Source organism: Curtobacterium sp. MCLR17_032 (assembly GCF_003234795.2).
Taxonomy (GTDB): domain Bacteria; phylum Actinomycetota; class Actinomycetes; order Actinomycetales; family Microbacteriaceae; genus Curtobacterium.
Genome location: NZ_CP126268.1, coordinates 2,162,763 through 2,186,698 on the forward strand (window position 1 = coordinate 2,162,763; position 23,936 = coordinate 2,186,698).

At 72.0% G+C, this 23,936-nt stretch carries 17 protein-coding genes; 10 read left to right on the plus strand and 7 right to left on the minus strand.

Features of this window, described 5'->3' with window-relative positions; genetic code table 11:
* Positions 1–107: 107 nt before the first annotated feature.
* Entirely contained in the window at positions 108–956 is an 849-nt protein-coding gene (locus DEI97_RS10210) for an ADP-dependent NAD(P)H-hydrate dehydratase (RefSeq protein WP_111075545.1), read from the minus strand.
* 24 nt (positions 957–980) lie between these two features.
* Here DEI97_RS10210 and DEI97_RS10215 point away from each other — a divergent pair, with 24 nt between their 5' ends.
* From DEI97_RS10215 to DEI97_RS10225, 3 genes are all read left to right on the plus strand, one after another.
* Entirely contained in the window at positions 981–1,601 is a 621-nt protein-coding gene (locus DEI97_RS10215) for an HAD family hydrolase (RefSeq protein WP_111075546.1), read from the plus strand.
* A gap of 191 nt (positions 1,602–1,792) precedes the next feature.
* Complete coding sequence (locus tag DEI97_RS10220) at positions 1,793–3,157, plus strand: hemolysin family protein (protein WP_111075621.1); 1,365 nt, start codon at positions 1,793–1,795, stop codon at positions 3,155–3,157.
* Positions 3,154–4,194, plus strand: a complete 1,041-nt coding sequence (locus tag DEI97_RS10225; protein WP_111075547.1) for a hemolysin family protein — start codon at positions 3,154–3,156, stop codon at positions 4,192–4,194. Before DEI97_RS10220 ends, DEI97_RS10225 begins: the two co-directional genes overlap by 4 nt.
* A gap of 64 nt (positions 4,195–4,258) precedes the next feature.
* Here the strand turns inward: DEI97_RS10225 and guaB1 are convergent, their stop codons facing one another.
* Positions 4,259–5,698, minus strand: coding sequence for a GMP reductase (gene guaB1, locus DEI97_RS10230; RefSeq protein WP_111075622.1), 1,440 nt, complete (start codon positions 5,696–5,698; stop codon positions 4,259–4,261).
* A 189-nt stretch (positions 5,699–5,887) separates the two neighbouring features.
* Here guaB1 and DEI97_RS10235 point away from each other — a divergent pair, with 189 nt between their 5' ends.
* On the plus strand, positions 5,888–9,682 hold the full coding sequence (locus DEI97_RS10235; RefSeq protein ID WP_181439308.1) for a multifunctional oxoglutarate decarboxylase/oxoglutarate dehydrogenase thiamine pyrophosphate-binding subunit/dihydrolipoyllysine-residue succinyltransferase subunit: 3,795 nt from the start codon (positions 5,888–5,890) through the stop codon (positions 9,680–9,682).
* Between the two features lie 113 nt (positions 9,683–9,795).
* Here DEI97_RS10235 and DEI97_RS10240 read toward each other — a convergent pair whose 3' ends face one another.
* From DEI97_RS10240 to DEI97_RS10250, 3 genes are all read right to left on the minus strand, one after another.
* Positions 9,796–10,233, minus strand: coding sequence for a GNAT family N-acetyltransferase (locus DEI97_RS10240; RefSeq protein ID WP_111075548.1), 438 nt, complete (start codon positions 10,231–10,233; stop codon positions 9,796–9,798).
* A 62-nt stretch (positions 10,234–10,295) separates the two neighbouring features.
* Positions 10,296–10,538, minus strand: coding sequence for a zf-HC2 domain-containing protein (locus DEI97_RS10245; protein ID WP_111075549.1), 243 nt, complete (start codon positions 10,536–10,538; stop codon positions 10,296–10,298).
* Positions 10,535–11,335, minus strand: a complete 801-nt coding sequence (locus DEI97_RS10250) for a sigma-70 family RNA polymerase sigma factor (protein ID WP_111075624.1) — start codon at positions 11,333–11,335, stop codon at positions 10,535–10,537. Before DEI97_RS10250 ends, DEI97_RS10245 begins: the two co-directional genes overlap by 4 nt.
* 152 nt (positions 11,336–11,487) lie before the next feature.
* Here DEI97_RS10250 and aroA point away from each other — a divergent pair, with 152 nt between their 5' ends.
* The 4 genes from aroA to DEI97_RS10270 all read left to right on the plus strand — a co-directional run bounded on the left by aroA (position 11,488) and on the right by DEI97_RS10270 (position 15,966).
* Entirely contained in the window at positions 11,488–12,858 is a 1,371-nt protein-coding gene (gene aroA, locus DEI97_RS10255; protein WP_111075550.1) for a 3-phosphoshikimate 1-carboxyvinyltransferase, read from the plus strand.
* Complete coding sequence (rsgA, locus tag DEI97_RS10260) at positions 12,855–13,907, plus strand: ribosome small subunit-dependent GTPase A (RefSeq protein WP_111075551.1); 1,053 nt, start codon at positions 12,855–12,857, stop codon at positions 13,905–13,907. Before aroA ends, rsgA begins: the two co-directional genes overlap by 4 nt.
* Before the next feature lie 179 nt (positions 13,908–14,086).
* Positions 14,087–15,118 carry an ABC-2 transporter permease gene (locus DEI97_RS10265; protein ID WP_284158268.1) on the plus strand — a complete coding sequence of 344 codons (1,032 nt, stop codon included), beginning with the start codon at positions 14,087–14,089 and terminating at the stop codon, positions 15,116–15,118.
* A gap of 62 nt (positions 15,119–15,180) precedes the next feature.
* A complete protein-coding gene (locus DEI97_RS10270) occupies positions 15,181–15,966 on the plus strand; it encodes an inositol monophosphatase family protein (RefSeq protein WP_111075553.1) in 786 nt (261 codons plus the stop codon).
* A gap of 43 nt (positions 15,967–16,009) precedes the next feature.
* Here DEI97_RS10270 and DEI97_RS10275 read toward each other — a convergent pair whose 3' ends face one another.
* Positions 16,010–17,557 (minus strand): MFS transporter, encoded by a 1,548-nt coding sequence (locus DEI97_RS10275; RefSeq protein ID WP_111075554.1) that lies wholly within the window; start codon positions 17,555–17,557, stop codon positions 16,010–16,012.
* 490 nt (positions 17,558–18,047) lie between these two features.
* Here DEI97_RS10275 and DEI97_RS10280 point away from each other — a divergent pair, with 490 nt between their 5' ends.
* A complete protein-coding gene (locus tag DEI97_RS10280) occupies positions 18,048–20,747 on the plus strand; it encodes a helix-turn-helix transcriptional regulator (RefSeq protein WP_111075555.1) in 2,700 nt (899 codons plus the stop codon).
* 80 nt (positions 20,748–20,827) lie between these two features.
* On the opposite strand, the gene DEI97_RS10285 is transcribed toward DEI97_RS10280, so the two are convergent.
* Positions 20,828–22,132: a glycosyltransferase family 2 protein gene (locus DEI97_RS10285; protein ID WP_111075556.1), complete on the minus strand. Its 1,305-nt coding sequence runs from the start codon at positions 22,130–22,132 to the stop codon at positions 20,828–20,830.
* A 385-nt stretch (positions 22,133–22,517) separates the two neighbouring features.
* On the opposite strand from DEI97_RS10285, the gene DEI97_RS10290 reads away from it, so the two are divergent.
* Positions 22,518–23,930, plus strand: coding sequence for a nucleotide sugar dehydrogenase (locus DEI97_RS10290; protein WP_111075557.1), 1,413 nt, complete (start codon positions 22,518–22,520; stop codon positions 23,928–23,930).
* Positions 23,931–23,936 lie beyond the last annotated feature (6 nt).

Genomic DNA, 23,936 nt, shown 5'->3' on the forward strand with positions numbered 1-23,936 from the left:
CCGGGCGGGTCACGGCGCGACCGGCTGACGGACGGGAGGCTCCCCACCGGCCCGCCACGCGCCTCCCGTCAGCAGGCCGACAGGCCAGCAGGCAGACGCCCGCTCGGTCAGTCCGCGTCCGCGTCCCCGCGGACCGCGAGGTCCCGCACCACGCCGGGCAGCTGCTCGATGAGAGCCGTCATCGGGAACGGCCCGCCCCGCGAGGCCCGACGGGCCGCGACCCCGTGCACGACCGCCGCGGCCGCTGCCAGGTGGGCCAGTTCCTCCGGTCCGACCTCGGACGTGCCGGCGCGCGCGGCGACGAGTGCGCCGAGGACCCCACCGAGGACGTCCCCCGCACCCGCTGCCGCGAGCCACGGCGTCGCCGAGGACGCGACCAACCGCACCCCGCCGTCGGGCGTGACGACGTGCGTGTCGGCGCCCTTGAGGAGCACGACGCTCCCGGTCCGTTCGGCGGCGCGGAGTGCCGAGCCGCGCGGGTCGCCCTCGACCTCGTCGCGGGACACGCCGAGCAGCGACGCCAGCTCGCCGGCGTGTGGCGTGAGCACCGCGAGCGGCCTGAGGTCGACGAGCGGGATCGCCCCCGCGTCGACGACGACCGGCACCCCGTCGTCGGACGCGTGCGTGAAGCCCGCGCGCGTCGTCTCGTCGAGCGCGTCGAGGGAGTCCGCTGAGATCCCCGAGCCGACCAGCCACGCCTGGACACGGCCGACGCCGGCGACGATCTCCGGCCGTCGGGCAAGCACGAAGTCCGTGGCACGGTCGGGCCCGACGTAGCGGACCATGCCGAGCCCGGTGTGGACGGCGGCGTCGACGCCCATCACCGCAGCCCCCGGGTACTGCGCGGACCCGGTCGCGACGCCGAGGACCCCGCGTCGGTACTTCGAGGTGTCCCCGGTCGGGACGGTGATCCAGCGGGCGGCGTCGGCGGGTCGGACGGAGACGAAGTCGTTCATCGTGCCCACGGTACGGTGACGGGCATGAGCCTGTCCCTGCCTGGTCGTGTCGTCGTCTTCGACTACGGCGAGGTGATCAGCCGGACCCCGCACGCCGCCCGTGCCGCACTGCTCGAGGCGACCGGGCTCGACGCCGACACGCTGTTCCCGGTGTACCAGGAGCTCCGGCACGACCTGGACCGTGGCGACCTGACGGTGCTCGCGTACTGGCGAGCGATCGCCGAGCGCACCGGGCAGTCTTGGTCGGTGACGGACATCCACCGACTGTGGGCGCTCGACTTCACCGGCTGGTTCGAGGTCGACCCCGAGGTCCTGGCCCTGGTCGAGGAGCTCCACGACGACGGCACCCGGGTGGCGTTGCTCTCGAACGCGGGCTTCGACTTCGGCGACCCGTACCGTCGCTCCCCGATGGGCTCGCTGTTCGAGACGGTCGTGGTGAGCGCGGAGGAGCACGTCCTCAAGCCCGATGCGGCGATCTACCACGAGACCTGCGCGCGCCTCGGCATCGAGCCGGGCGCGATGGTGTTCGTCGACAACCGGGCAGAGAACGCGGCCGGTGCCGATGCGGTCGGTGCCGTCGGCGTGCACTTCACGTCGGCCGCGGCGCTGCGTCGGTCGCTCGAGGAGCTCGCAGCGACCGTCTGACGGCTGTCGGACCGCCGCCTGACGGGAGGCACGGGTCGGCTCCTGACGTCCTCTCGCTTCCTCCGAGGGAGCGCCCGGTACGATCGAGGCATTGTGGACGACCCTCCTAGTGCTGACCATCACATGCCCGCCGCTCACACAGTGAGCTGCCCGACTCCGAGGTGCGCCTCGTGAGCCCCGTCGACATCGTCATGCTGATCGGCGGCATCCTGCTGACGCTCGGCACCGGCGTCTTCGTGGCGTCCGAGTTCGCGCTCGTCAACCTCGACCGCGCCGACGTCGAAGCCCGCCGTGACCGCGGCGAGACCGGCCTCGGCCCGGTCATCGGGGCGCTCAAGGTCACCTCGACGCACCTCTCCAGCGCCCAGCTCGGCATCACGCTGACGACGCTGCTCACCGGCTACCTGCTCGAACCGTCGATCGCCAAGCTGCTCGAAGCGCCGTTCCTCGCGATGAACCTGGCCGAGGGCGTCGTCGAGACCGTCGGCTCGATCGTGGCGCTCGTCATCGCCACGCTGCTGTCGATGATCCTCGGTGAACTCGTGCCGAAGAACTTCGCGCTGGCGCTGCCGCTGCAGACCGCCCGTCTGGTCGTGCCGCTGCAGGTCGGCTTCACGACGGTGTTCAAGCCCGCCGTCGCCCTGCTCAACGGCACTGCGAACGCCATCCTCCGCGGGATCGGCATCGAGCCACAGGAGGAGCTCTCCGGTGCCCGCAGTGCCGAGGAGCTCACCTCGTTGCTCCGCCGGTCCGCCTCCGAGGGCTCGCTCGAACAGGACACCGCGACGCTGCTCCAGCGCACGCTGTCCTTCTCCGAGCTCAACGCCAGCGACGTGATGACCCCCCGCCCGCGTCTGTCGACCATCCGCGTGTCCGACAGCGCCGAGGCGGTCATCGCCCTGGCCCGCAAGACCGGTTTCAGCCGCTTCCCCGTCATCGAGGAGGACGCGGACGACGTCGTCGGCCTCGTGCACGTCAAGCAGGCCGTCTCGGTGCCGCGCGAGAAGCGTCCCGAGGTGCCGGTCGGGGCCCTGATGACCGACGCCGAGCGCGTGCCGGAGACCATGCCCGGCGACACCCTGCTCACCGAGGTCCGCGGCCGTGGCTACCAGATGGTGATCGTCGTCGACGAGTACGGCGGCACCGCCGGCGTCGTGACGCTCGAGGACCTGGTCGAGGAGATCGTCGGCGAGGTGTCCGACGAGCACGACCGGGCACGCATCGACGTCGTCCGGAGCCGTGGGTGGCTGACCTTCCCGGGGCTGCTGCGCCCCGACGAGCTCGAGGACCGCGCGAGCGTCACCGTGCCCGAGGACGGCCCCTACGAGACCGTCGGCGGGTTCCTCATGCAGGAACTCGGCCGCCTGCCCCAGGTCGGTGACGAGGTCGCGATCGACTCCGGCGTCTTCCGCATCGAACGGCTGGACGGCCGTCGCATCGACCGGATCCGGTACACGCCGAACCCGGTCGGCGAGGACACCCTCGGCAGCAGTGCCGGCGCCGACCGGCGCACCGCCGCGCGCACCACCACGACGGACCAGGAGGCCACCCGATGAGTTCCGACTGGTGGGGCATCTTCTGGCTCTTCGTGCTGCTCGGCGGCAACGCCTTCTTCGTCGCGGCGGAGTTCGCGGTCATCTCGGCCCGCCGCTCGCAGATCGAACCGCGTGCCGAGCAGGGCTCCCGGGCCGCGCAGATGACCCTGTGGGCGATGGAGCACGCCACCCGGATGCTCGCGACCACGCAGCTCGGCATCACCGTCTGCTCGCTGCTCATCCTCAACGTCTCCGAGCCGGCGATCCACCACCTGCTCGAGGTCCCGCTGCACCTGACCGGCTGGAGCGCCGAGGTGATCGGCATCGTGGCGTTCGTCTTCACGCTGCTGCTCGTGTCGTTCCTGCACGTCGTGTTCGGCGAGATGGTGCCGAAGAACATCTCGTTCTCGATGCCGGACCGGGCGGCGCTGCTGCTCGTGCCGACGCTCTGGTACATCGGTCACGGCCTGCACTGGGTCGTCGTCGGGCTCAACGAGGTCGCGAACGGCGTGCTGCGCCTGTTCAAGGTCGAGCCGAAGGACGAGGCCGTCAGCGCCTACACCGTCGAAGAGGTGCAGACGATCGTCGAGCAGTCCCGACGCGAGGGCACCCTGGCCGACGACTCCGGCACGCTCCGGATGGCGTTCGAGTTCACCGAGAAGAAGGTCAAGGACGTCGCCGTGCCGATGTCCGGGCTCGTCACCCTGCACGAGGACGCGACGCCCGCCGACGTCGAGCGGGCCGTCGCCCAGCGCGGCTTCTCGCGCTACGTCCTGGTCGACGACGCGGGTGACCCGACCGGGTACGTGCACGTCAAGGACGTCATCGACCTGCGTCCGGACGAGTTCGACGACCCGGTACCGCCGAAGCGCATCCGCCAGCTCATCTCGCTCTACACGGAGATGGACCTGGAGGACGCCCTCGCCACCATGCGCGGGGCGGGGCGCCACGTGGCGCGGGCCTTCGACGCAGACGGTCGGACGACGGGCGTGCTGTTCCTCGAGGACATCCTCGAGGAGCTCATCGGCACCGTCGAGGACTCGACCCGACGCCGGTAGACGCACACACAGACGGACGGGAGGCGCGGTGCCAGCTGGCACCGCGCCTCCCGTCCGTCCGGTGCTACCAGCTGACGGGGAGGGGCTTGCCCTCCTCGTAGCCGGCGGCGGACTGGATGCCGACCAGGGCACGGTCCGCGAACTCGGTCAGCGACTGCGCGCCCGCGTACGTGGCGGAGCTGCGGAGACCCGTGGTGATCATGTCGAGCAGGTCCTCGACGCTCGGGCGCTCCGGGTCCAGGTAGATCGTCGACGACGAGATCCCCTCGGCGAAGAGCGCCTTGCGGGCCCGCTCGTAGGGGTCGAGCCGCTCGAAGCGCTCCCGCACCGCCTTGGCGGAGGCCATCCCCCAGCTCTCCTTGTACGCCCGACCGGCGTCGTCGCGGCGGAGCACGCCCGGCGCCTCGAGCGTGCCGGCGAACCACGAGCCGATCATCACGGCCGACGCGCCCGCGGCCAGCGCCAGGGCGACGTCACGCGGGTAACGGACCCCGCCGTCAGCCCAGACGTGTGCGCCGAGCGAGCGCGCCGCTGCGGCGGTCTCGAGCACGGCGGAGAACTGCGGACGCCCGACGGCGGTCATCATGCGGGTGGTGCACATCGCGCCCGGCCCGACACCGACCTTGATGATCGACGCGCCCGCGGCGACCAGGTGGGCGACGGCGTCGGCGGTGACGACGTTGCCGGCGACGAGCGGGATGCCGAGGTCGAGGGCGGACACCGCACGGAGCGCGCGGATCATGCCCTCCTGGTGGCCGTGCGCGGTGTCGAGGACCAGGACGTCGACGCCCGCGTCGGCGAGGGCCGCGGCCTTCGCGGCGACGTCGCCGTTGATGCCGACGGCCGCGGCGACCCGCAGGCGGCCGGAGGCGTCGACGGCCGGACGGTAGATGTCGGACCGGATGGCGCTCGTCGGGCTGACGGTGCCGACGACCTTGCCGTGCCGCATCACCGGTGCGAAGTCGACCCCGGCCGCGGTGAGCACGTCGTACACGTGGCGGGAGGACCCGGCGTCCTCGGCGTCGATCGCGGTCGTCGCGCCGTGCAGCAGGTCGCCGAGGACCGCGTCGGCCCCGGCGGTGGCGAGCCGGTTCGCGGGCACGCAGCCGAGGTACTCCCCCGTCTCGTCGCGCACCACCACACCGCGACCCTCGACGGGCAGCAGCTGCTCGAGCGCCTCGGCGACGGTGGCGTCGGCACCCAGGTCGATCGCGGAGTCGAAGTCGACCGGCTGCGCCTTCACCCAGCGGATCGCCGCGTCGAGGTCCTGCAGGTGCATGTCCTGCGGCAGCACCCCGAGCCCGCCACGACGGGCGAGGGTCGCCGCGAGCCGCGGACCCGTCACCGAGTTCATGTTGGCGCTGACGATCGGGATCGTCGCACCGGTGCCGTCGTTCGTGGACAGGTCCACGTCGAAACGGCTCGTCACGCTCGACCGGCTGGGGACGAGGAAGACGTCGGAGTAGGTCAGGTCGTGGGTCGGCCGCGTCTCGTAGAACCTCATGACCGCCACTGTACGGCGGCGCGCGGAGGGCCGCCGGGAGCGGCACGCAGACCCGCCCGGGAGGCTCGACTCACCCGCCGTCTCCCACCTCACGGCCACGGAGGAGCGGCTAGGGTTGACGGCGTGCGGGACAGGGTTGCCCCGCACGACACACACGAGCATCAATCGACGGAGAGTGGGCGATCGGCTGTGTCGAGCCATCTGACCGGAACTGACGAGACCGCGGGCGAATTCGGCGCGAACGAGTGGCTGGTGGACGAGCTCTACGAGCAGTTCCTCGCCGACAAGAGCAGCGTCGACGAGTCCTGGTGGCCGGTCCTCGAGAGCTACCACCGGGCCCAACCCACCAGCACGGACGCTGCCCCGCCCGCCGCTGCCGACTCCGCCACCGCCGCTCCCGCCCAGGCCGCCGCTGCCCAGGCCGCCCCCGCCGAGCAGCCCGCCGCCGTCGCCGGTCCGTCCTCCACGCAGCAGCCCGCGACCGGAGAGACGAAGACGCCGCTCCAGGCCCGCACCACCTCGCGCCAGCCGTCGCCGCAGCCGATCCCGGCCGAGGCGAACGACTCCGCCGACGAGCACGAAGAGACCCACGAGGACGTCGCCACCCCGCTCCGTGGCATGGCGAAGACCCTGGCGTCGAACATGGACGCGTCGCTCACCGTCCCGACCGCCACCAGCGTCCGGACGATCCCGGCGAAGCTGATGATCGACAACCGGATCGTCATCAACAACCACCTGCGCCGGGCCCGCGGCGGCAAGATCTCCTTCACGCACCTGATCGGCTGGGCGATGGTCCAGACGCTCAAGGACTTCCCCAGCCAGAACGTCTCCTACGAGGAGCGCGACGGCAAGCCGTTCCTGATCACCCCCGCGCACGTCAACCTCGGCATCGCGATCGACGTCCCGAAGAAGGACGGCACGCGTTCCCTGCTGGTCCCCAGCATCAAGCGCGCCGAGACCCTGACGTTCGGGCAGTTCCTCTCCGTGTACGAGGACGTCGTCAAGCGCGCGCGGGACAACAAGCTGACCCCGTCGGACTTCCAGGGCACGACGATCTCCCTGACGAACCCTGGCGGCATCGGCACCGTGCACTCGGTCCCGCGCCTGACCCGGGGCCAGGGCTGCATCATCGGCGCCGGTGCGCTCGAGTACCCGGCGCAGTTCCAGGGCTCAGCGCCGAAGACCCTCGTCGAGCTCGGCGTCGGCAAGACCATCACGCTGACGAGCACCTACGACCACCGCGTCATCCAGGGCGCCGGATCGGGCGAGTTCCTCAAGCAGGTGCACGAGCGGCTCATCGGGCAGCACGGCTTCTACGACGACATCTTCGCGGCACTCCGGATCCCGTACAAGCCGATCCAGTGGGCGAACGACATCAACGTCGACCTGGCCCACCGGGTGAACAAGACCGCACGTGTGCAGGAGCTCATCAACAGCTACCGCGTCCGCGGGCACCTGATGGCCGACATCGACCCGCTCGAGTACCGGCAGCGCACGCACCCCGACCTCGAGATCGAGCGTCACGGGCTGACGTTCTGGGACCTCGACCGGGAGTTCGTGACCGGTGGCCTCGCCGGCACCACGACCGCACCGCTCCGTGACGTGCTCGGCATCCTCCGGGACGCCTACTGTCGGACGGTCGGCATCGAGTACATGCACATCCAGGACCCGGAGCAGCGTCGTTGGGTGCAGGAGCACATCGAGGTCCCCTACTCGAAGCCGTCGAAGGACGAGCAGCTGCGGGTCCTCGGCAAGCTCAACGAGGCCGAGGCGTTCGAGACCTTCCTGCAGACCAAGTACGTCGGACAGAAGCGCTTCTCGCTCGAGGGCGGCGAGTCGACCATCGCGTTCCTCGACACCCTGATCCAGCACGCCTCGGTCGCCGGCCTCGACGAGGTCGCGATCGGCATGGCCCACCGCGGCCGCCTCAACGTCCTGACGAACATCGCCGGCAAGACCTACGGGCAGATCTTCCGGGAGTTCGAGGGCACCCAGCTCCCCGGCACGGTGTCCGGGCAGGGCTCCGGCGACGTCAAGTACCACGTCGGCACCGAGGGCGTCTTCCGCGCCTCGGACGGCTCCCGCATCCCGGTGACGATCGCGGCGAACCCGTCGCACCTCGAAGCCGTCGACGGCGTGCTCGAGGGCATCGTCCGTGCCAAGCAGGACCGGAAGCCCGCCGGCACGTTCGGCACGCTGCCGGTGCTCGTGCACGGTGACGCCGCGATGGCCGGCCAGGGCGTGGTCGTCGAGACCCTGCAGATGTCGCAGCTGCGTGGCTACCGCACCGGTGGCACCGTGCACCTGGTCATCAACAACCAGGTCGGCTTCACCACCCCGCCGGAGTCGGCGCGCACGTCGGTCTACTCGACCGATGTGGCCAAGACGATCCAGGCGCCGGTCTTCCACGTGAACGGCGACGACCCGGAAGCGGTGGCGCGCGTCGCCGACCTGGCGTTCGCGTACCGCGAGGAGTTCCACCGCGACGTCGTCATCGACCTGGTCTGCTACCGCCGACGCGGCCACAACGAGGGCGACGACCCCTCGATGACCCAGCCGCTGATGTACAACCTCATCGAGGCGAAGCGCTCCGTCCGCACCCTGTACACCGAGGCCCTCGTCGGCCGTGGTGACATCACGCAGCAGGAGTACGACGACGCACACCGCGACTTCCAGGACCGCCTGGAGCGCGCGTTCGCCGAGACGCACGAGGCGCAGACCGGCACCATGCCGACCGTCGTCGGGGACGACTCCGGCGCGGTGAACGGGCTCGAGCGCCCGACCGCCCAGCGCGACGACTCCGAGATCGAGGTGCACGACACCGCGATCTCGCAGGAGCTCGTCGAACTCATCGGCGACGCGCACAGCAACCCGCCGTCGGGCTTCTCGATCCACCCGAAGCTGCAGCAGCTCCTCACCAAGCGCCGCGAGATGACCCGCGCCGGTGGGGTCGACTGGGCGATGGCCGAGCTGATGGCGATCGGCTCCGTCCTGGTCGAGGGCAAGCCCGTCCGGCTCGCCGGACAGGACGCCCGACGCGGCACGTTCGTGCAGCGCCAGGCGGTGTTCCACGACCGGACGAACGGCCAGGAGTGGCTGCCGCTCGCGAACCTCACCGAGGACCAGGCCCGCTTCTTCATCTACGACTCGCTGCTCAGCGAGTACGCGGCGATGGCGTTCGAGTACGGCTACTCGGTCGAACGTCCCGAGGCGCTCGTGCTCTGGGAAGCGCAGTTCGGTGACTTCGCCAACGGCGCCCAGACCGTGATCGACGAGTTCATCTCGTCCGCCGAGCAGAAGTGGGGCCAGCGCTCCGGCCTGGTGCTCCTGCTCCCCCACGGGTACGAGGGCCAGGGACCGGACCACTCCTCCGGCCGCATCGAGCGGTACCTGCAGCTCTGCGCGCAGGACAACATGGTGGTGGCACGGCCGTCGACCCCGGCGTCCTACTTCCACCTGCTCCGTCGGCAGGCGTGGGCGAAGCCGCAGAAGCCGCTCGTCGTGTTCTCCCCGAAGGCGATGCTCCGCCTGCGGCAGGCGACGAGTGCGGTCGACGACTTCACGACCGGCACCTTCGAAGAGGTCCTGGACGACGACCGTCTGGCAGCCAAGGGCGTCGACCGGGGTTCGGTGCGGCGCGTCGTCCTGCACTCGGGCAAGATCCACCACGACCTGCGGACCGAGGCGGAGAAGCGCGGCGTCGACGACGTCGCACTCGTCCGGCTCGAGCAGCTCGCGCCGCTGCCGCTCGACCGGATCCTCGAGGTCCTGGCGAGCTACCCGGAGGCCGAGGTCGTCTTCGCGCAGGAGGAGCCCGAGAACCAGGGCGCCTGGCCGTTCGTCTGCATGAACCTCTCGCCGCACCTGGACGGCCGCCCGCTGTCCGTCGCGTCCCGCTCAGCGAGCGCGGCCCCGGCGACCGGTTCCTCGAAGCGCAGCGCGCAGGAGGCCGCCGACGTCATCGACCGGGCATTGAGCGCTTGAGCGCGTCGGTGTAGCCGACCAGGAAGCGCCTCGTGCAGCAGTCCGCTGGACTCCCGCACGAGGCGCTCCGACGTTCGCGAGGAATGCAACAGCGTTCGCGAGGAACGTACAGATCAGACCAACCTCGTGTACCGGACGCCCGCCTCGTGGTACCCGCGACGCTGGTAGAAGCGGTGCGCGTTGTCCGTCGCCGCAGCGCTGACGGCGGACAGTCGGCGCGCGCCCTGCTCCGCCGCCCACGTCTCGAAGGTGCCGAGCAGCGCGGAACCGGTGCCGCTCCTCCTGGCCGTCGGGTCGACGACGAGCAGCAGCAGCTGCGCGGTCGGCTCGTCGCTGGCGTAGGTCCACGTGACCTGCGCGCCGGCGACGGCGATCGGTCGGCCGTCGTCACCGCGGACCACCCAGGTACGGTGTCCGGCCTCGGCGGTGAGGCGATCGAGTCGGGCCTGCATCGCGGCGGGTTCGACCTGGTGGCCGAGGAGGCGCACCAGGTCGGTCACCGTGGCGACGTCGGGTTCGGTCCAGGTGCTGATCGGCTCGGCGTCGGTCATGTCCGCACCCTACCCGTTCGCGGGGCCGTGACCGCCGGTGTGACGGGCCGGCCGGGCCGCAGTCAGTGGGTCGACTGCACCGCGCGGAGTCGGGCGAGGACCTCGTCGCGGAGCTGCTCCGGCGCGGTCTCGCGGCAGGCACGCTTGACGGTCTCCATCAGGACGACACCGACGCGGTGTTCGGTGAGGCAGTCCTCGCAGCCGTCCATGTGCTCGCGGATGTCCGCGGCGTCCTCGTGTCGGAGCTCGTCGTGCAGGAACTCCTCGAGTTCTGCCTTCGCCTTCGAGCAGTCGCACCCGCTCATCGTGCGTCCTTCCGCGTCGTGCGGGTGCCGGCCGTCGTGGCCGCCCGCGTGCCTGCACCTCGGCCTCGTCCGCGCATCGTCGCCGTCGACGCTGCGTCCGGGACGATGCCGGTCTCTCGTGCGTGTTCCGCCAGGAGCCCCCGCAAGAGCCGGCGTCCACGGTGGAGGCGGCTCATGACCGTCCCCACGGGGGTCTTCATGATGTCGGCGATCTCCTGGTACGAGAACCCTTCGACATCGGCGAAGTAGACGGCCATCCGGAAGTCCTCCGGGATGGCCTGGAGCGCGTCCTTCACGGCGGAGGACGGCAGGTGGTCGATGGCGTCGGCCTCGGCGGAGCGCGCCGAGATCGACTGCGTGACGCTCTCCGCGCCGCCCAGCTGCCAGTCCTCGAGCTCGTCGATGGTGCCCTGGTACGGGTTCCGCTGGTTCTTGCGGTACGTGTTGATGAACGTGTTCGTGAGGATCCGGTAGAGCCACGCCTTGAGGTTCGTGCCCTGGCGGAACTGCCGGAAAGCGGCGAACGCCTTCACGAAGGTCTCCTGCACCAGGTCGGAGGCGTCGGCCGGGTTCCGGGTCATCCGCATCGCGGCGCCGTACAGCTGGTCCATGAACGGCAGTGCCTGGTCCTCGAACAGCCGTCGCAGCTCGTGCTCGGACACGGTCTTCGCGTCGACGGGCTCCGGTCCGGCGTCGGCGTCGAGTCCGGCGAGGTCCTCGTCCTCGACGGCGTCGAGCTGGTCCTCGGTCTCGTCGACCAGGTCGTCCGGTGCGTGCTGCGGTTCGTCGGTCGTCATCGCCCGCCAGTCTAGGCGGACGGTGGTGTCCGGGCCCTGTGGCTCGGCGAGCGTCGTGACGGCCCGAGGCAGCAGTGCTGTGTCGGCCGTTCGTGACGGTGCGAGTGCGATCACCGTGCTCCTCCCGATGGGTTCAGTAGTGTTGTGAACCGATGGCAGCCACGACGCATTCCCACCCCTGGTCCGCCCCGGTCGCGCGCGGCCCGCTGGCCGGCGACGTCGCCCTGCCGGGCTCGAAGTCGCTGACCAACCGGGAGCTGGTGCTCGCCGCCCTGGCCGACGGCCCGTCGACGATCCACCTGCCGCTGCACTCCCGCGACTCCGCGCTGATGACGGCCGCGCTCCGGCAGCTCGGCGTCGGCATCGACGAGGTCGAGCCGGCCGCCGGGGACCCGGCGAACCCGTACGGCCCCGACCTGCGGGTGACGCCCGGTCCGATGCACGGCGACGTCCGCGTGGACTGCGGGCTCGCAGGCACCGTGATGCGCTTCCTGCCGCCGCTCGCCGCCCTGGCCGAGGGACCGGTCACGATCGACGGCGACCCCTACGCGCGGAAGCGCCCGATGGCCGCGATCGTCCAGGCACTCGTCGACCTGGGCGTGCAGGTCACCGACGACGGCGGCGGCGCGATGCCCTTCAGCTTCGTCGGGACCGGCTCGGTCCGCGGCGGCACGCTCGACATCGACGCCTCGGCATCCTCCCAGTTCGTCTCCGGCCTGCTGCTCTCCGCACCGCGCTTCACCGAGGGGCTGCACCTCCGGCACACCGGTGAGCGACTGCCGAGCCTGCCGCACATCGCGATGACGGTGGAGGTCCTGCGTGCCCGGGGCGTGCAGGTCGACGAACCCGCGGTCGGCGAGTGGGTCGTGCACCCCGGACCGATCCGGCCGCGTGACGTCACGATCGAACCGGACCTCTCGAACGCGGCCCCGTTCGCCGTCGCCGCCCTCGTCGCCGGCGGGACGGTGCGGATCCGGACCTGGCCGACCGAGACGACGCAGGTCGGTGCCGACCTCGAGTCGCTCCTGCCGCTGTGGGGCGCGACCGTGACACGCGACGGTGACGACCTGGTGTTCGACGGCGGCGTCGGGATCCGGGGTGGGGCCTCCGTCCCGGGGGTGGACCTGGACCTGACACGCGGCGGCGAACTCGCCCCCGCGCTCGTCGCGCTCGCGGCGCTGGCCGACGGCCCGAGCGAGGTCTCCGGCATCGGGCACCTGCGCGGCCATGAGACAGACCGGCTGGCCGCGCTGGCGGCGGACGTCAACGGCCTGGGAGGCGCGGTGACGGAACGTCCCGAGGGCCTGCGGATCGACCCGGCGCGGCTCCACGGCGGCGACTGGGCCGCCTACGAGGACCACCGGATGGCCACCGCCGGGGCCGTCATCGGCCTGGTGACCGAGGGCGTGGCCGTCGACGACATCGGCTCGACCGCGAAGACGCTGCCGCAGTTCCCCGAGCTGTGGGCCGACCTGCTCGCGACGAGCACGGACGCCGACACCACCGAGGGGGACCCGGCATGAGCTGGTGGGACGACAACGACGGCGGCGACGAGGACGAGCCGTACGGCCAGTACGACGAGTCCAGCGTCCGCGTGCGCCCGAACCCGAAGGGCAACCGGCCGCGCACCAAGACCCGCCCCACGTACGACGACGCCCCGACCGGCTGGGTGACGAACGTCGACCGCGGTCGGTTCGGCGTCCTCGTGACGAACGAGGACGGCGAGCACGTCGTCACCGCCACGAAGGCACGGGAACTCGGCCGGAAGTCCGTCGTGACCGGGGACCACGTGTCGCTCGCCGGGGACGTCTCGGGCGACGAGGGCTCGCTGGCCCGCATCGTCCGGGTGGCCGAGCGCACCTCGTTGCTCCGACGCAGTGCCGACGACTCGGACGAGGTCGAGCGCGTCATCGTCGCCAACGCCGACCAGATGCTCATCGTGGTGGCCGCGGCCGACCCGGAGCCCCGGACGCGTCTGATCGACCGGTACCTGGTGGCGGCGTTCGACGCGGGGCTCGACCCGATCCTCTGCATCACGAAGACCGACCTCGCCGACCCGACACCGTTCCTGGCGCACTTCGCCTGCCTGGACCTGCGCATCGTGACGAGCCGCTCGGACGACGTCCCGTTCGCGGCCCTGCACGACCTGCTCGACGACAAGGTCACCGTGACGGTCGGGCACTCCGGTGTCGGCAAGTCGACGCTCGTGAACGCCCTGACCGGGTCGACGCGGGCGATCGGCGTCGTGAACTCGGTGACCGGGCGCGGGCGGCACACGTCGTCGTCCTCGATCGCGCTGCGGGTGCGGGACGGCGGCTGGATCATCGACACCCCGGGCGTCCGGTCGTTCGGGCTGGGGCACGTGCAGCCGGAGAACGTGTTCCGGGCGTTCGCCTCGCACGCGGTGACCGTGCAGGACTCCCCCGACGGCATCCCGCTCGACCAGGCGCACGACTGGGAGATCGTCGACCGGGTGCAGAACGGCGAGCTCGGGGCGACGGGTGTGGAGCGGCTGGACTCGTTCCGGGCGCTGCTCACGGGCATGGGCGCCGAGGACCCCGGGACGGCGTAGGCCCGCCGCGTCGCTCGAGCTGCGTCGCTCGACTTCGGGCACGGGCGGGCGTACGCTGTCCCCTCGTGTCCGAAGTTGCAAAGTACAACTATGCGCCGAGCGCGTCGTCCCCCTCCACCCCTGGCCCGACCGCCACCCACGGCCACGCTGCCCAGCGCCCGCCGCACCGCGCCCCCGGCGTGCTGCGCCCGCAGGGACTCGCCGGGGTGCTCCGCTCCTTCGGCTCGCACATCCTGGTGCCGCTCTTCCTGGCGGTCGGCATGACGCTGGCCTACCTCGGCGCCTTCCACGCCCCCACCCCGCACGACCTGCCCGTCGGCATCGTCGGCACGACCCCGGCCACCCAGGTGTTCGCGCAGACCGTGACCGACCAGTCCGACGGCGCCCTCGTCGCCCATGTCGTCGGCAACACGAAGACCGCCGAGCAGCAGGTCCGCGACCGCGACCTGGCTGCCGTGTACGCCCCGAGCGACTCGGCCGCGACGCTCTACGTCTCGACCGCTGCCAGCGAGACCACCGCCTCGGCCGCACAGAAGGTCTTCGTGCCGATCGCCTTCGAGCAGCACCTGCCGTTCCACGTCGTCGACGTCGTCCCGACCGGTGACCAGGACACCACCGGCCAGGGGCTGTTCTTCCTGCTGGTCGGCCTGAGCGTCGGCGGGTACTCGTCCGCGATCGCCGTCGCCGCGTTCGCCACGCGCCTCCGTCCGGTGTGGACCGCCGTCGTCGGGCTCGTCACCGCGGGCGTCGTCGCGGGCATCGGCATCGTCGTCGCCGGACCGGTGTACGGCGTGCTGACGACCCACCAGTGGCAGGTCTTCCTGTTCGCGTGGCTCTACGACGCGGTCATCATCGCACTCGGTGTCGGCCTGCACCCGCTCATCGGCCGGTGGACCACACCGGTGCTCACGATGCTGTTCGTGATGCTCAACTTCACGTCCTCGGGCGGGATCTTCCAGCCGGCGTTCCAGCCCGGGTTCTTCGCCGGCCTCAACACGTTCTGGAGCGGCGCCGCCTGGCTGCAGGCCGCGCAGGACCTGCAGTACTTCCCGGGCGCCTCGCTGGGCCGGAGCGGTCTGGTGCTGGCGCTCTGGCTGGTCGCCGCACTGCTGCTCTGCGTCGTCGTGCACGGACTCGTCGCCCGCCGGACCCGCATCGCCCGCGAGCGCGCCGTCACGCTGCTCGAGGAGGAAGAGGTCGTGGCGGCCTGAGGTCCGCAGCCGGACAGCCACCACCCCGCACCCGCGCGCACTCCCCCGCTACGCTGGCCCCCGTGGACCTCAGCGCCGACCTGGACTTCGCCCGTTCCCTCGCCGACACCGCCGACGCGATCAGCCTCGACCGGTTCCGCGCCGCCGACCTGCACGTGTCACGGAAGGCCGACCACACCGCGGTCACCGACGCCGACCAGGCCGTCGAGCGGGCGCTGCGGGAGCGGCTCACGGCGGAACGCCCGGACGACGCGTTCCTCGGCGAGGAGACCACCGCTGACTCCGGCGCCGACGCGCTGAGCGAGGGGCACCGTCAGTGGGTCGTCGACCCGATCGACGGCACCGCGAACTACCTGCGAGGCGTCCCGGTGTGGGCGACCCTCATCGCGCTGGCGGTCGACGGCCGTCCGGTCCTCGGCGTGGTGAGCGCCCCGGCGCTCGGCAAGCGCTGGTGGGCAGCCACCGGCCTCGGCGCGCACTCGCTCGAGGGGCCGCTGCACGTGTCGGGTGTCAGCACGCTCGAGGACGCCAGCCTCAGCTACAACTCACTGCAGCAGTGGGACGACGACGACCGGCTCGACGCCCTGGTCGCGCTGTCCCGGACGGTCTGGCGCACCCGCGCCTACGGCGACATGTGGTCCTACATGATGGTCGCCGAGGGGGTCCTCGACGTCGCGGGCGAGCCGGACCTCAAGCCGTGGGACATCGCCGCCCTGGTGCCGATCGTCGAGGAAGCGGGCGGACGCTTCACCTCGCTCGACGGCGACCCGGGTCCCTGGCACGGCAGCGCGCTGGCGTCGAACGGACTGGTCCACGACGCGGTCGTCGAGGTCGTCCGCCGCAGCTGACGGGAGCCCCCGCCGCCGACGACCGGACGGGAGGCACGCCCCCTCAGTCCTGCCGCCCCGCCTCCGCCCCGTGCTGGCCGTCGGGCACGCCGCCCCGGCCCTCCTCGCGAGCGGCAGCGCGCCGCCGGACCACGAGGTCGGCGACCGCGAGCACGAGCGCCACCGCGATGAGCGAGACCGTGAACGTCGTCCCGCTCCGGAAGGCGTCGTGGTACGCGTCCAACCGGCCGCCGGCACCCGCCCCGCCACCCGACCCTGCGGACTCGCTCCGGACGATCCCGTAGAAGATGCTCGTCGCCACCGCGGTGCCGATCGCCGTGCCGACGCGCTGCCCGAGCTGCTGCATGGACCCGGCGACCCCGGACTGTTCGACCGGCACCTCGGCGAGCGTCAGGGTCTGGTTCGGCGAGACCACGAACCCGCCGCCGAGTCCACCGACCAGGAAGGCCCCGGCCATCGCCCACGGGGTGACCTCGGGCGGGGTGAGGACCGCGGCCAGCATGAGCAGCACGAAGCCGACGACGACCGCACCGAGCCCGGCGACGACGAGCGCCCGACCGATCCGGTTCACCAGGCGTCCGCCGACGTAGGAGCCGACCGCGCTCGTGATCGCGAACGGGATGCTCACCATGCCGGCGAACACCGGAGCGAGCCCGAGTCCCTCCTGCAGGTAGAGCGTGACCATGAGGAACGACGCCGGCAGCGCCGCGAAGTAGACGGCGACGATCGCCAGGCCGTTCCGGTAGGACGACCGGCGGAACAGCTCGAAGTGGACGACCGGGGACTTCCCCCGGCGTTTGTACCCCTGTTCCCACAGTACGAAGCCGACGAGGAAGACCGCCGAGACCGCCAGCCAGAGCCACCGGGCGGCCGATCCGCCACCGCCCGAGGTGGTCACGAACGGCAGCATCAGGGCGACGATCGCGACCCCGAGCAGCAGGATCCCGACGACGTCGAGCTCGCGGTCCGTGGCCCGGCCCTGGTCACCGCGGGGCAGCAACCGCCAGGCGGCGACGAGCGCCGCGACGCCGAGCGGCACGTTCATCCAGAACAGCAGACGCCATCCGTCCTGCTCGCCGCCGAGCGCGATGAGGCCGCCGCCGATCGTGGGGCCGAGTGCCGTGGACACCCCGATCACCGCGCCGAACAGCCCGAACGCCCGACCGCGTTCCTCGCCGCGGAACAGCTGCTGCACCAGGCCGATCACCTGCGGCATCTGGGTCCCCGCGGCGAAGCCCTGCAGGATCCGGGTGACGGTGAGCACCTCGATCGTCGGTGCCAGGGCGCAGAGCAGGCTCGACACGGTGAAGGCGACGAGCCCGATGACGAACAGGCGCCGCCGGTTCGTCAGGTCGCCCAGCCGACCGGCCGGCACCAGCGCCAGGCCGAACGCCAGGGCGTACCCGGCGACGATGAGCTGCAACGAGGAGCTCGTGGCGTGCAGCGACTGCTCGATCGACGGCAGGCCGACGTTGACCTTCGACAGGTCCAGGATCGTCAGTGCCGCGACCGCGACGCAGACCCCGAACGCCCGCCACCGCTGTCGGTCCGCTGTCCGTTCGTCCGCCTGCTCGCCCGTCCGCTCACTCACCGCCCCGTTCGTACCCGGGCCGTGCTCCGGGCAGACCCACGGTTCTGTACCCCGTCTCCTACCACGGCGTCCGGACGGGGGTCCGCCTGTCCCCCCGGACTGGGGGCACGCGTATCGAGACCTTTGCCTGACGGACGGCTCAGCATCGCCGAAGAGGGGTTAGCGTTCTCCTGACGGAAGGTCATGTGACCGCACCGGGATCCCTAGTCCCAGCGAGCACGGACCCGCCGTCATTCGTCCGAAGACCCTAACCCGAGGGGTGATCAAGACGATGACATCATCGTTCCCGAGCGGAACCGAGCCCACCCAGGCTCGTCATCCGCGATCTGTCCACACGTCGACCCTGCCAGCGAACCGGGCCACCCACCCGTCGTCCGCCGGCACCACCCACCGCGGAGCCACCCACTCCGCTGCGGGCTCCCACGTCGCCGGCTTCCCCGCCGGTGCGTCACGCTTCCCCGTCCCTGGCGCCGGAGGCCGGTGAGTCCTGATGGAACTCACCGGTCGACGCACTGAGGTCGACCGGATCACGACCCTCGCCGTACTCCCCCGGGAGTCCGCGCTGGTCGTCGTCGGCGATCCCGGCTCCGGACGCACGAGCGTCCTCGACGCGGCCAGCAGCCGCGTCTCCCTCCCCGTCGTCCGCATCGGCGTGAACGGCAGCGAATCCCGCTGGCCGCTCGGTGGTGTGACGACGCTCTTCAGCGCACTCGACGACCCCCGGGCCGCCGCACACGTCTCCCGGATCCTCGGGACCGTGCGTGACGCGGACCCCGCGCAGGTCATCGTCGTGGCGCACGAACTCCTCGACACCCTGCGCACCCTCCAGATGGCGCCGACGCTGGTGCTCATCGACGACCTCGACCGGATGGACGCGGCGAGCCAGACGCTCATCGCGTTCCTCGCCGGCCGACTCGTCGGGACATCCCTCCGCGTCGTCGCCACGGTGGCGACCGTGCCGTCGGACAGCCCGCTCGCGGCCCTGCCGTCGCTGCGCCTGGCGCCCCTGCACCCGGACGAGGCACTGCTGCTCGCCCGGGAGCTGGCCGCCGACGACGCGAACGACGGTGTCCTGGCGGTCATCGCCGAGCAGACCGCCGGCAACCCCGGTGTGCTCCGTGAACAGCTCGGCATGCTCCGCCGTGAGCAGCTGCTCGGCACGGAACCCCTCGTGCTGCCGCTGCGTCCCACCCCGACGACGGACCGCATCGTGGCACCCGTGGTCGCGGCGGTCCCCGGACGCGATCTGGACGTCCTGGCCCGCCTCGCCCTGGTCCCCGTCACGAAGGCGGGCGGTCCGGAGTGGGACCGCGACGTCGTCGAGGACCTCGCGTCCGTCGGGCTCGTCACGGTCCGCGGCCAGTCGATCTCGGTCCGGTCCCCGCTCGTGCGCTCCTTCCTGCACTGGCGGATGACGGCCCGCGACCGCCGCGCGGCACACGCCGAGCTCGCCGTGTCCGCAGCCGCTCACGACCCGCGTGCGGCGTCGTGGCACCGGAGCTTCACGGACGACCTGCCGGACGCCGTGGCCCTGCTGCACGCCGCCCTGGCGTACGCGGCGGACGGCGACTCGGCGGCGGCGGTGACGCTCACCGAGCGTGCGCTGCACGTCGGCACCCGGTCGGAGCGCGAGCACCTGGCGCTCCTCGCGGTCGCCGAGGTCCTGCTCGCCCACCGCCTGCTCGGCTACGCAGCGCGCTACCTCGCCGCGATCGCGCCGTTCCGGTCCCGCCTCGACGACGTGCGCCGCCTGCGGCTGCACTACTCGGTGCAGTACCTCAGCGGCGAGGCCGTCGAGGCGGACGAGCTGCTCGTCCCCGCCGACGCGACCGACGCCGCCGAGGCGGAGGCCGTCACGGGCCTCCTGGCCATGGTCGCCAGCTTCCGGGCCGAGGCCTGGGAGCTGGAGCACGCCCGCGACCTGCTGCAGCGTGCCGAACCGTTCGAACCGGCACTGCCGCCGCACACGGCGCAGATCCTGCAGGCCGCACGGCAGATGGTCGCCGCGGTCGACGGACACCTGCCGCCGGACCGGGACCTGCACGACGGTCTCGCGACGACCAGCCTGCTGGCCCTCTCCGACCCGACGCTGCTGCTGCTCGCCCACGCGCTCAGCCTGTCCGAGCGGTACCGCAGTGCCCGCCGGGTGTTCGCGCTGGTCCTGGCACGCTCGTCGCACACCGCTCCGGTGTGGGTCGAGGCCGCCCGGTACCTGACCGCGGAGAACGAGGTGCGCTCGGGCAACTTCCGGCTCGCCCTCCGCGCGATCGACGCCTGGGAGACCGGGTCGAGCGTCGTCGAGCGACTGCGGGAGCCCTCGCGGGCCATCGCGATCGCTTGGCGGCACTTCCTCGAGGGTCGCCCGGTGGCCACCCTCGAGGTGCTCGACCGGTGCCTCGCGCTCCGCTCCACGAGCGGCCTCTGGGGTGCGACGGCGAAGCTGCACGCGTTCCGTGGCCGGGTCCTGCTGTTCGAGGGTCGTGCCGAGGAAGCCGCGGCGGCACTCGAGACCGCCGACGCGATCGGCCGGACGGTCCGGAACCCGACGGTGCTCCGGCACCTCGGCGACCTGATCGAGGCGTACGTGCGGCTCGGCCGGACCGACGACGCGCGGACCACGACGGCCCGTCTCGCCGCCGACCACCGGGCACACCCGTCGCGCTGGGGCGCCCTCGTCCTGGCACGGAGTCTGGCACTCGTCAGCGACGACACCACCCGCGAGGCCGCACGACACCGTGCGCTCGAGCTGTTCGAGCCCACGGACTCGCAGTTCGAGCGCGCCCGGACCCTCGCCGCGCTCGCGTCGACGGGCACCGGTCCGGACCGCGCACGGCTCGGGGCAGCGTCCGCCGCGGCCTACGAGGCAGCGGGGCTCCGTCGTCCGCTCGCCGCCCCGCAGGGCGTCGCCGCGATGCCGCCGGCCGTCGGGTCGTCGGCGCTCCGGCAGTCGCAGTTCGACTCGACGCCGTCGCCGACGACGCCGCGGAGCGCACCGGACGGCACGCCGGTCCTCACCCTGCTCACCGCCGAGGAGCAGGCAGTGGTCCAGAAGGTCACGGAGGGCTACCGGAACCGCGAGATCGCCTCGTCGCTGTACATGTCGCAGCGGACGGTGGAGCTCCGACTCACGCAGATCTACCGGAAGGTCGGGGCGCGCTCGCGCTCGCACCTGGTGGCGCTGCTGGGGTAGACGCGACCGCAGACGAAACGGGAGGCCCGGTACCAGCTGGTACCGGGCCTCCCGTTCGTCGTGGGGTCGCGCCAGCCGTGTCAGACGGTGGCCGCCCGCCGCGTGGGGCTGTGCCAGACCCCGCTGGAACCACCGCGGAAGGCGAGGAACAGGGCGCGGAGGCACAGGTACGAGTCGAGGACCCGGAGGAGCGGGAAGGTCAGGCCGTACAGGACGTAGACGCCGCGGCGGGAGACCACCGCGACGACGATGGTGAGCAGGTAGTCGGGCAGCAGCACACCGACCACGATCCCGGTGACCGGGTCGACGGCGAGCACGGCGTCCGGGAACCCGGCGCCCATGCCGAGCGCCACGAGGACCGCAGCGGTCCCGGCGAGCGCCACCGCGGGCAGCAGCAGGAGCATCATCACGCTCGACGTCAGGAGCTCGAGCACGAACAGTCCGGTGGCGAGTCCGAAACGGCGGAGGCCGAAGCGGTGGCGCCGGAGGGTCTGCCAGAAGCCGAGGTTCCAGCGTCGGACCTGTTTCGCGTAGTCGCGGAGGGTGTCGGGGTCCTGCGTGTAGGCGATGGCGGCGCCGGGGCGGAACGCGACGCGGCCGAGCTCCTTGGCGTGCACCTCGAACGTCATGTTGAAGTCCTCGATGGCCAGCCCCTCGGCGGTGATGTCGATGTCGCGGAGGATCCGGGTGCGGTACATCGAGGCGAAGCCGGGGACGATGGCGACGACGTTGGCGGCGGGGGCGGCCTGGCCGAACTTCTGCAGGTACTGGACGGCGACGTAGACGCGTTCGCGGTACGCGACGAGCAGGCGGCCGGAGAAGGTGGGTGCGCGGGGCTCCAGGATCGTGGTGGCGCGACCGGCGACGGCGACGACGTCGGGGGCGGAGAACTCCGGCAGCCCGGTGGTGAAGTAGTCGGTGGACAGGTGGGTGTCGGCGTCCAGGAGCATCATCACCTCGAAGCGCTCCGGGATCGAGAAGTGCTCGATGGCGGCCGCGATGGCACCGGCCTTGCCGCGGTTCGGCTGCAGGTCGTACACCTGGGCACCGGCGGCGCGGGCGATCTCGACGGTGCGGTCCGAGGACCCGTCGGAGACGACGAGGATCTGCTCGGGTGGCAGGTGCTCGGCCGCGGAGCGGATGGTGCGTTCGATGACGAGCTCCTCGTCGTGCGCGGCGACGAGGACGGCGACGTCGGCGGTCGTCGGCGGTCGGTAGCCCCGCGGGACGGGTGCTGGCATGCCGCGGCGGTGGGCCCGACGACCGCGGCCGTCGGCGCCGACGCGGTGCAGACGGGCGGTGACGACCCGGGTCGCGCCGACCGTGGTCCAGAGGATCGTGTTGACGCCGAGGACGAGCACGAGGGCGACGACGAACGTGAGCATGGGGCGACGCTAAGCGGCGCGGCGGAGGCCCCGCACCGCATTCCCGCACCCGGGGCCGCATGCGCTTGCGGGAGTCCGCATGCGGTCCCGCAGTCGCCGCCACGGTGCTGCGGGGCACCGCAAGACCGGCTCCGTGGCGTTGCCGGCGGGTGGCCCGACCCGTGATGGTGGCAACGCACCGACCGCCGGCCCCGTCATCGGGGCAGGACCGCGTACCCGAGATCGGTACCCGACCGGCCGCACCCGGACCGCCACCGTCCGCCCCCGCCTGATCCGGGGACGGACGGTGGCCCGGACACGGCCCACCCGATCCCGCGGTCCCACCCGACGGCGGTCGGTGCCTGCCGGGACTTCCCGGTTGTGTCCCGACCCGAGGGGAACCCGCATGTCCATCGCACCTCCGTCGTCCGACGCCCTGTCGGTCCGCACGTCGCCGGTCGCTCCGACGACGACGACCGTCCCGACGTCCCCGGACGTCTCGGCCCCCCTGAGCAGCAGCGTGCCGCTCACCCGGGGCACCACCGCACACGGCGGGACCCGCGGCTTCGAGTTCGACGTGGCGATCGTGGGTCTCGGCTACGTCGGGCTGCCGACGGCCCTGGCGTACCACCACTCGGGCACCTCGGTGATCGGCCTCGACGTGTCGCAGCGCCGTCTCGAGACCATCCGCTCCCGCGGCGCCGACCTGCTCGACGACGACCGGGTGCGGCTCGAGTCCGCGTTCCTGGCGGACGACTTCGTCCTCACCGACGACCCGTCGATGCTCGCCCGTGCGGCGGCCGTGATCGTCTGCGTGCCGACGCCGGTCGACGAGTACCTGGTGCCGGACCTGGCGATCCTCCGCGGTGCCGCCGCGACGGTCGTCGAGCACGCCGTGCCCGGGCAGCTCCTGATGCTGACGAGCACCACCTACGTCGGGTGCACCGACGACCTGCTCGTGCAGCCCCTCACCGAGCGTGGGCTGCTGCCGGGTCGGGACGTGTTCGTCGCGTTCAGCCCGGAGCGCATCGACCCGGGCAACGCCTCGGTCGCGCACGAGGACGTGCCGCGTGTGCTCGGTGCGGCGACGCCCGAGTGCGCCGAGATCGCGGACGAGATGCTCGGCCGCTACGCCCGGGTGCACCGCGTGCCCTCGCTCGCCGCGGCCGAGATGACGAAGCTGCTCGAGAACACCTTCCGCGCGGTGAACATCGCGCTGGCGAACGAGTTCTCGGACATCTGCCGGACGATGGGCATCGACGTGGCGGACGTCGTGGACGCCGCGGCGACGAAGCCGTACGGGTTCATGGCGTTCATGCCGGGCCCGGGCGTCGGCGGTCACTGCATCCCCTGCGACCCGCACTACCTGCTCTGGCAGCTCAAGGCCGACCGCCAGGCCGCGCCGATGATCACCCAGGCGATGACCGAGATCGCAGCCCGTCCTGGTCGGGTCGTCGACCGCACCCGCGAGGTCCTCTCGGACGCGGGCCGTGGCCTCCGCGGTGCCCGGGTGCTCGTCGTCGGCATCGCCTACAAGCGTGACGTCGCTGACCTCCGCGAGTCCCCCGCACTCGAGATCCTCGAGGGTCTGATCGCCGCCGGTGCCGAGGTCGGGTTCGCCGACCACCGCTTCGACTCGGTCCGCCTGCACGACGGCACGGTCCTCGACGACGTCGTCGACGAGACCGCGTTCGCTGCGGACGTCGTGCTGCTGCACACCCGGCACACCGACGCCGACCTGTCCTGGATCACCGGCGAGCAGCTCGTGATCGACACCACCTACCGGGCTGCGGACCTCACCGGCCGCATCCTCCTCTGAAAGGGA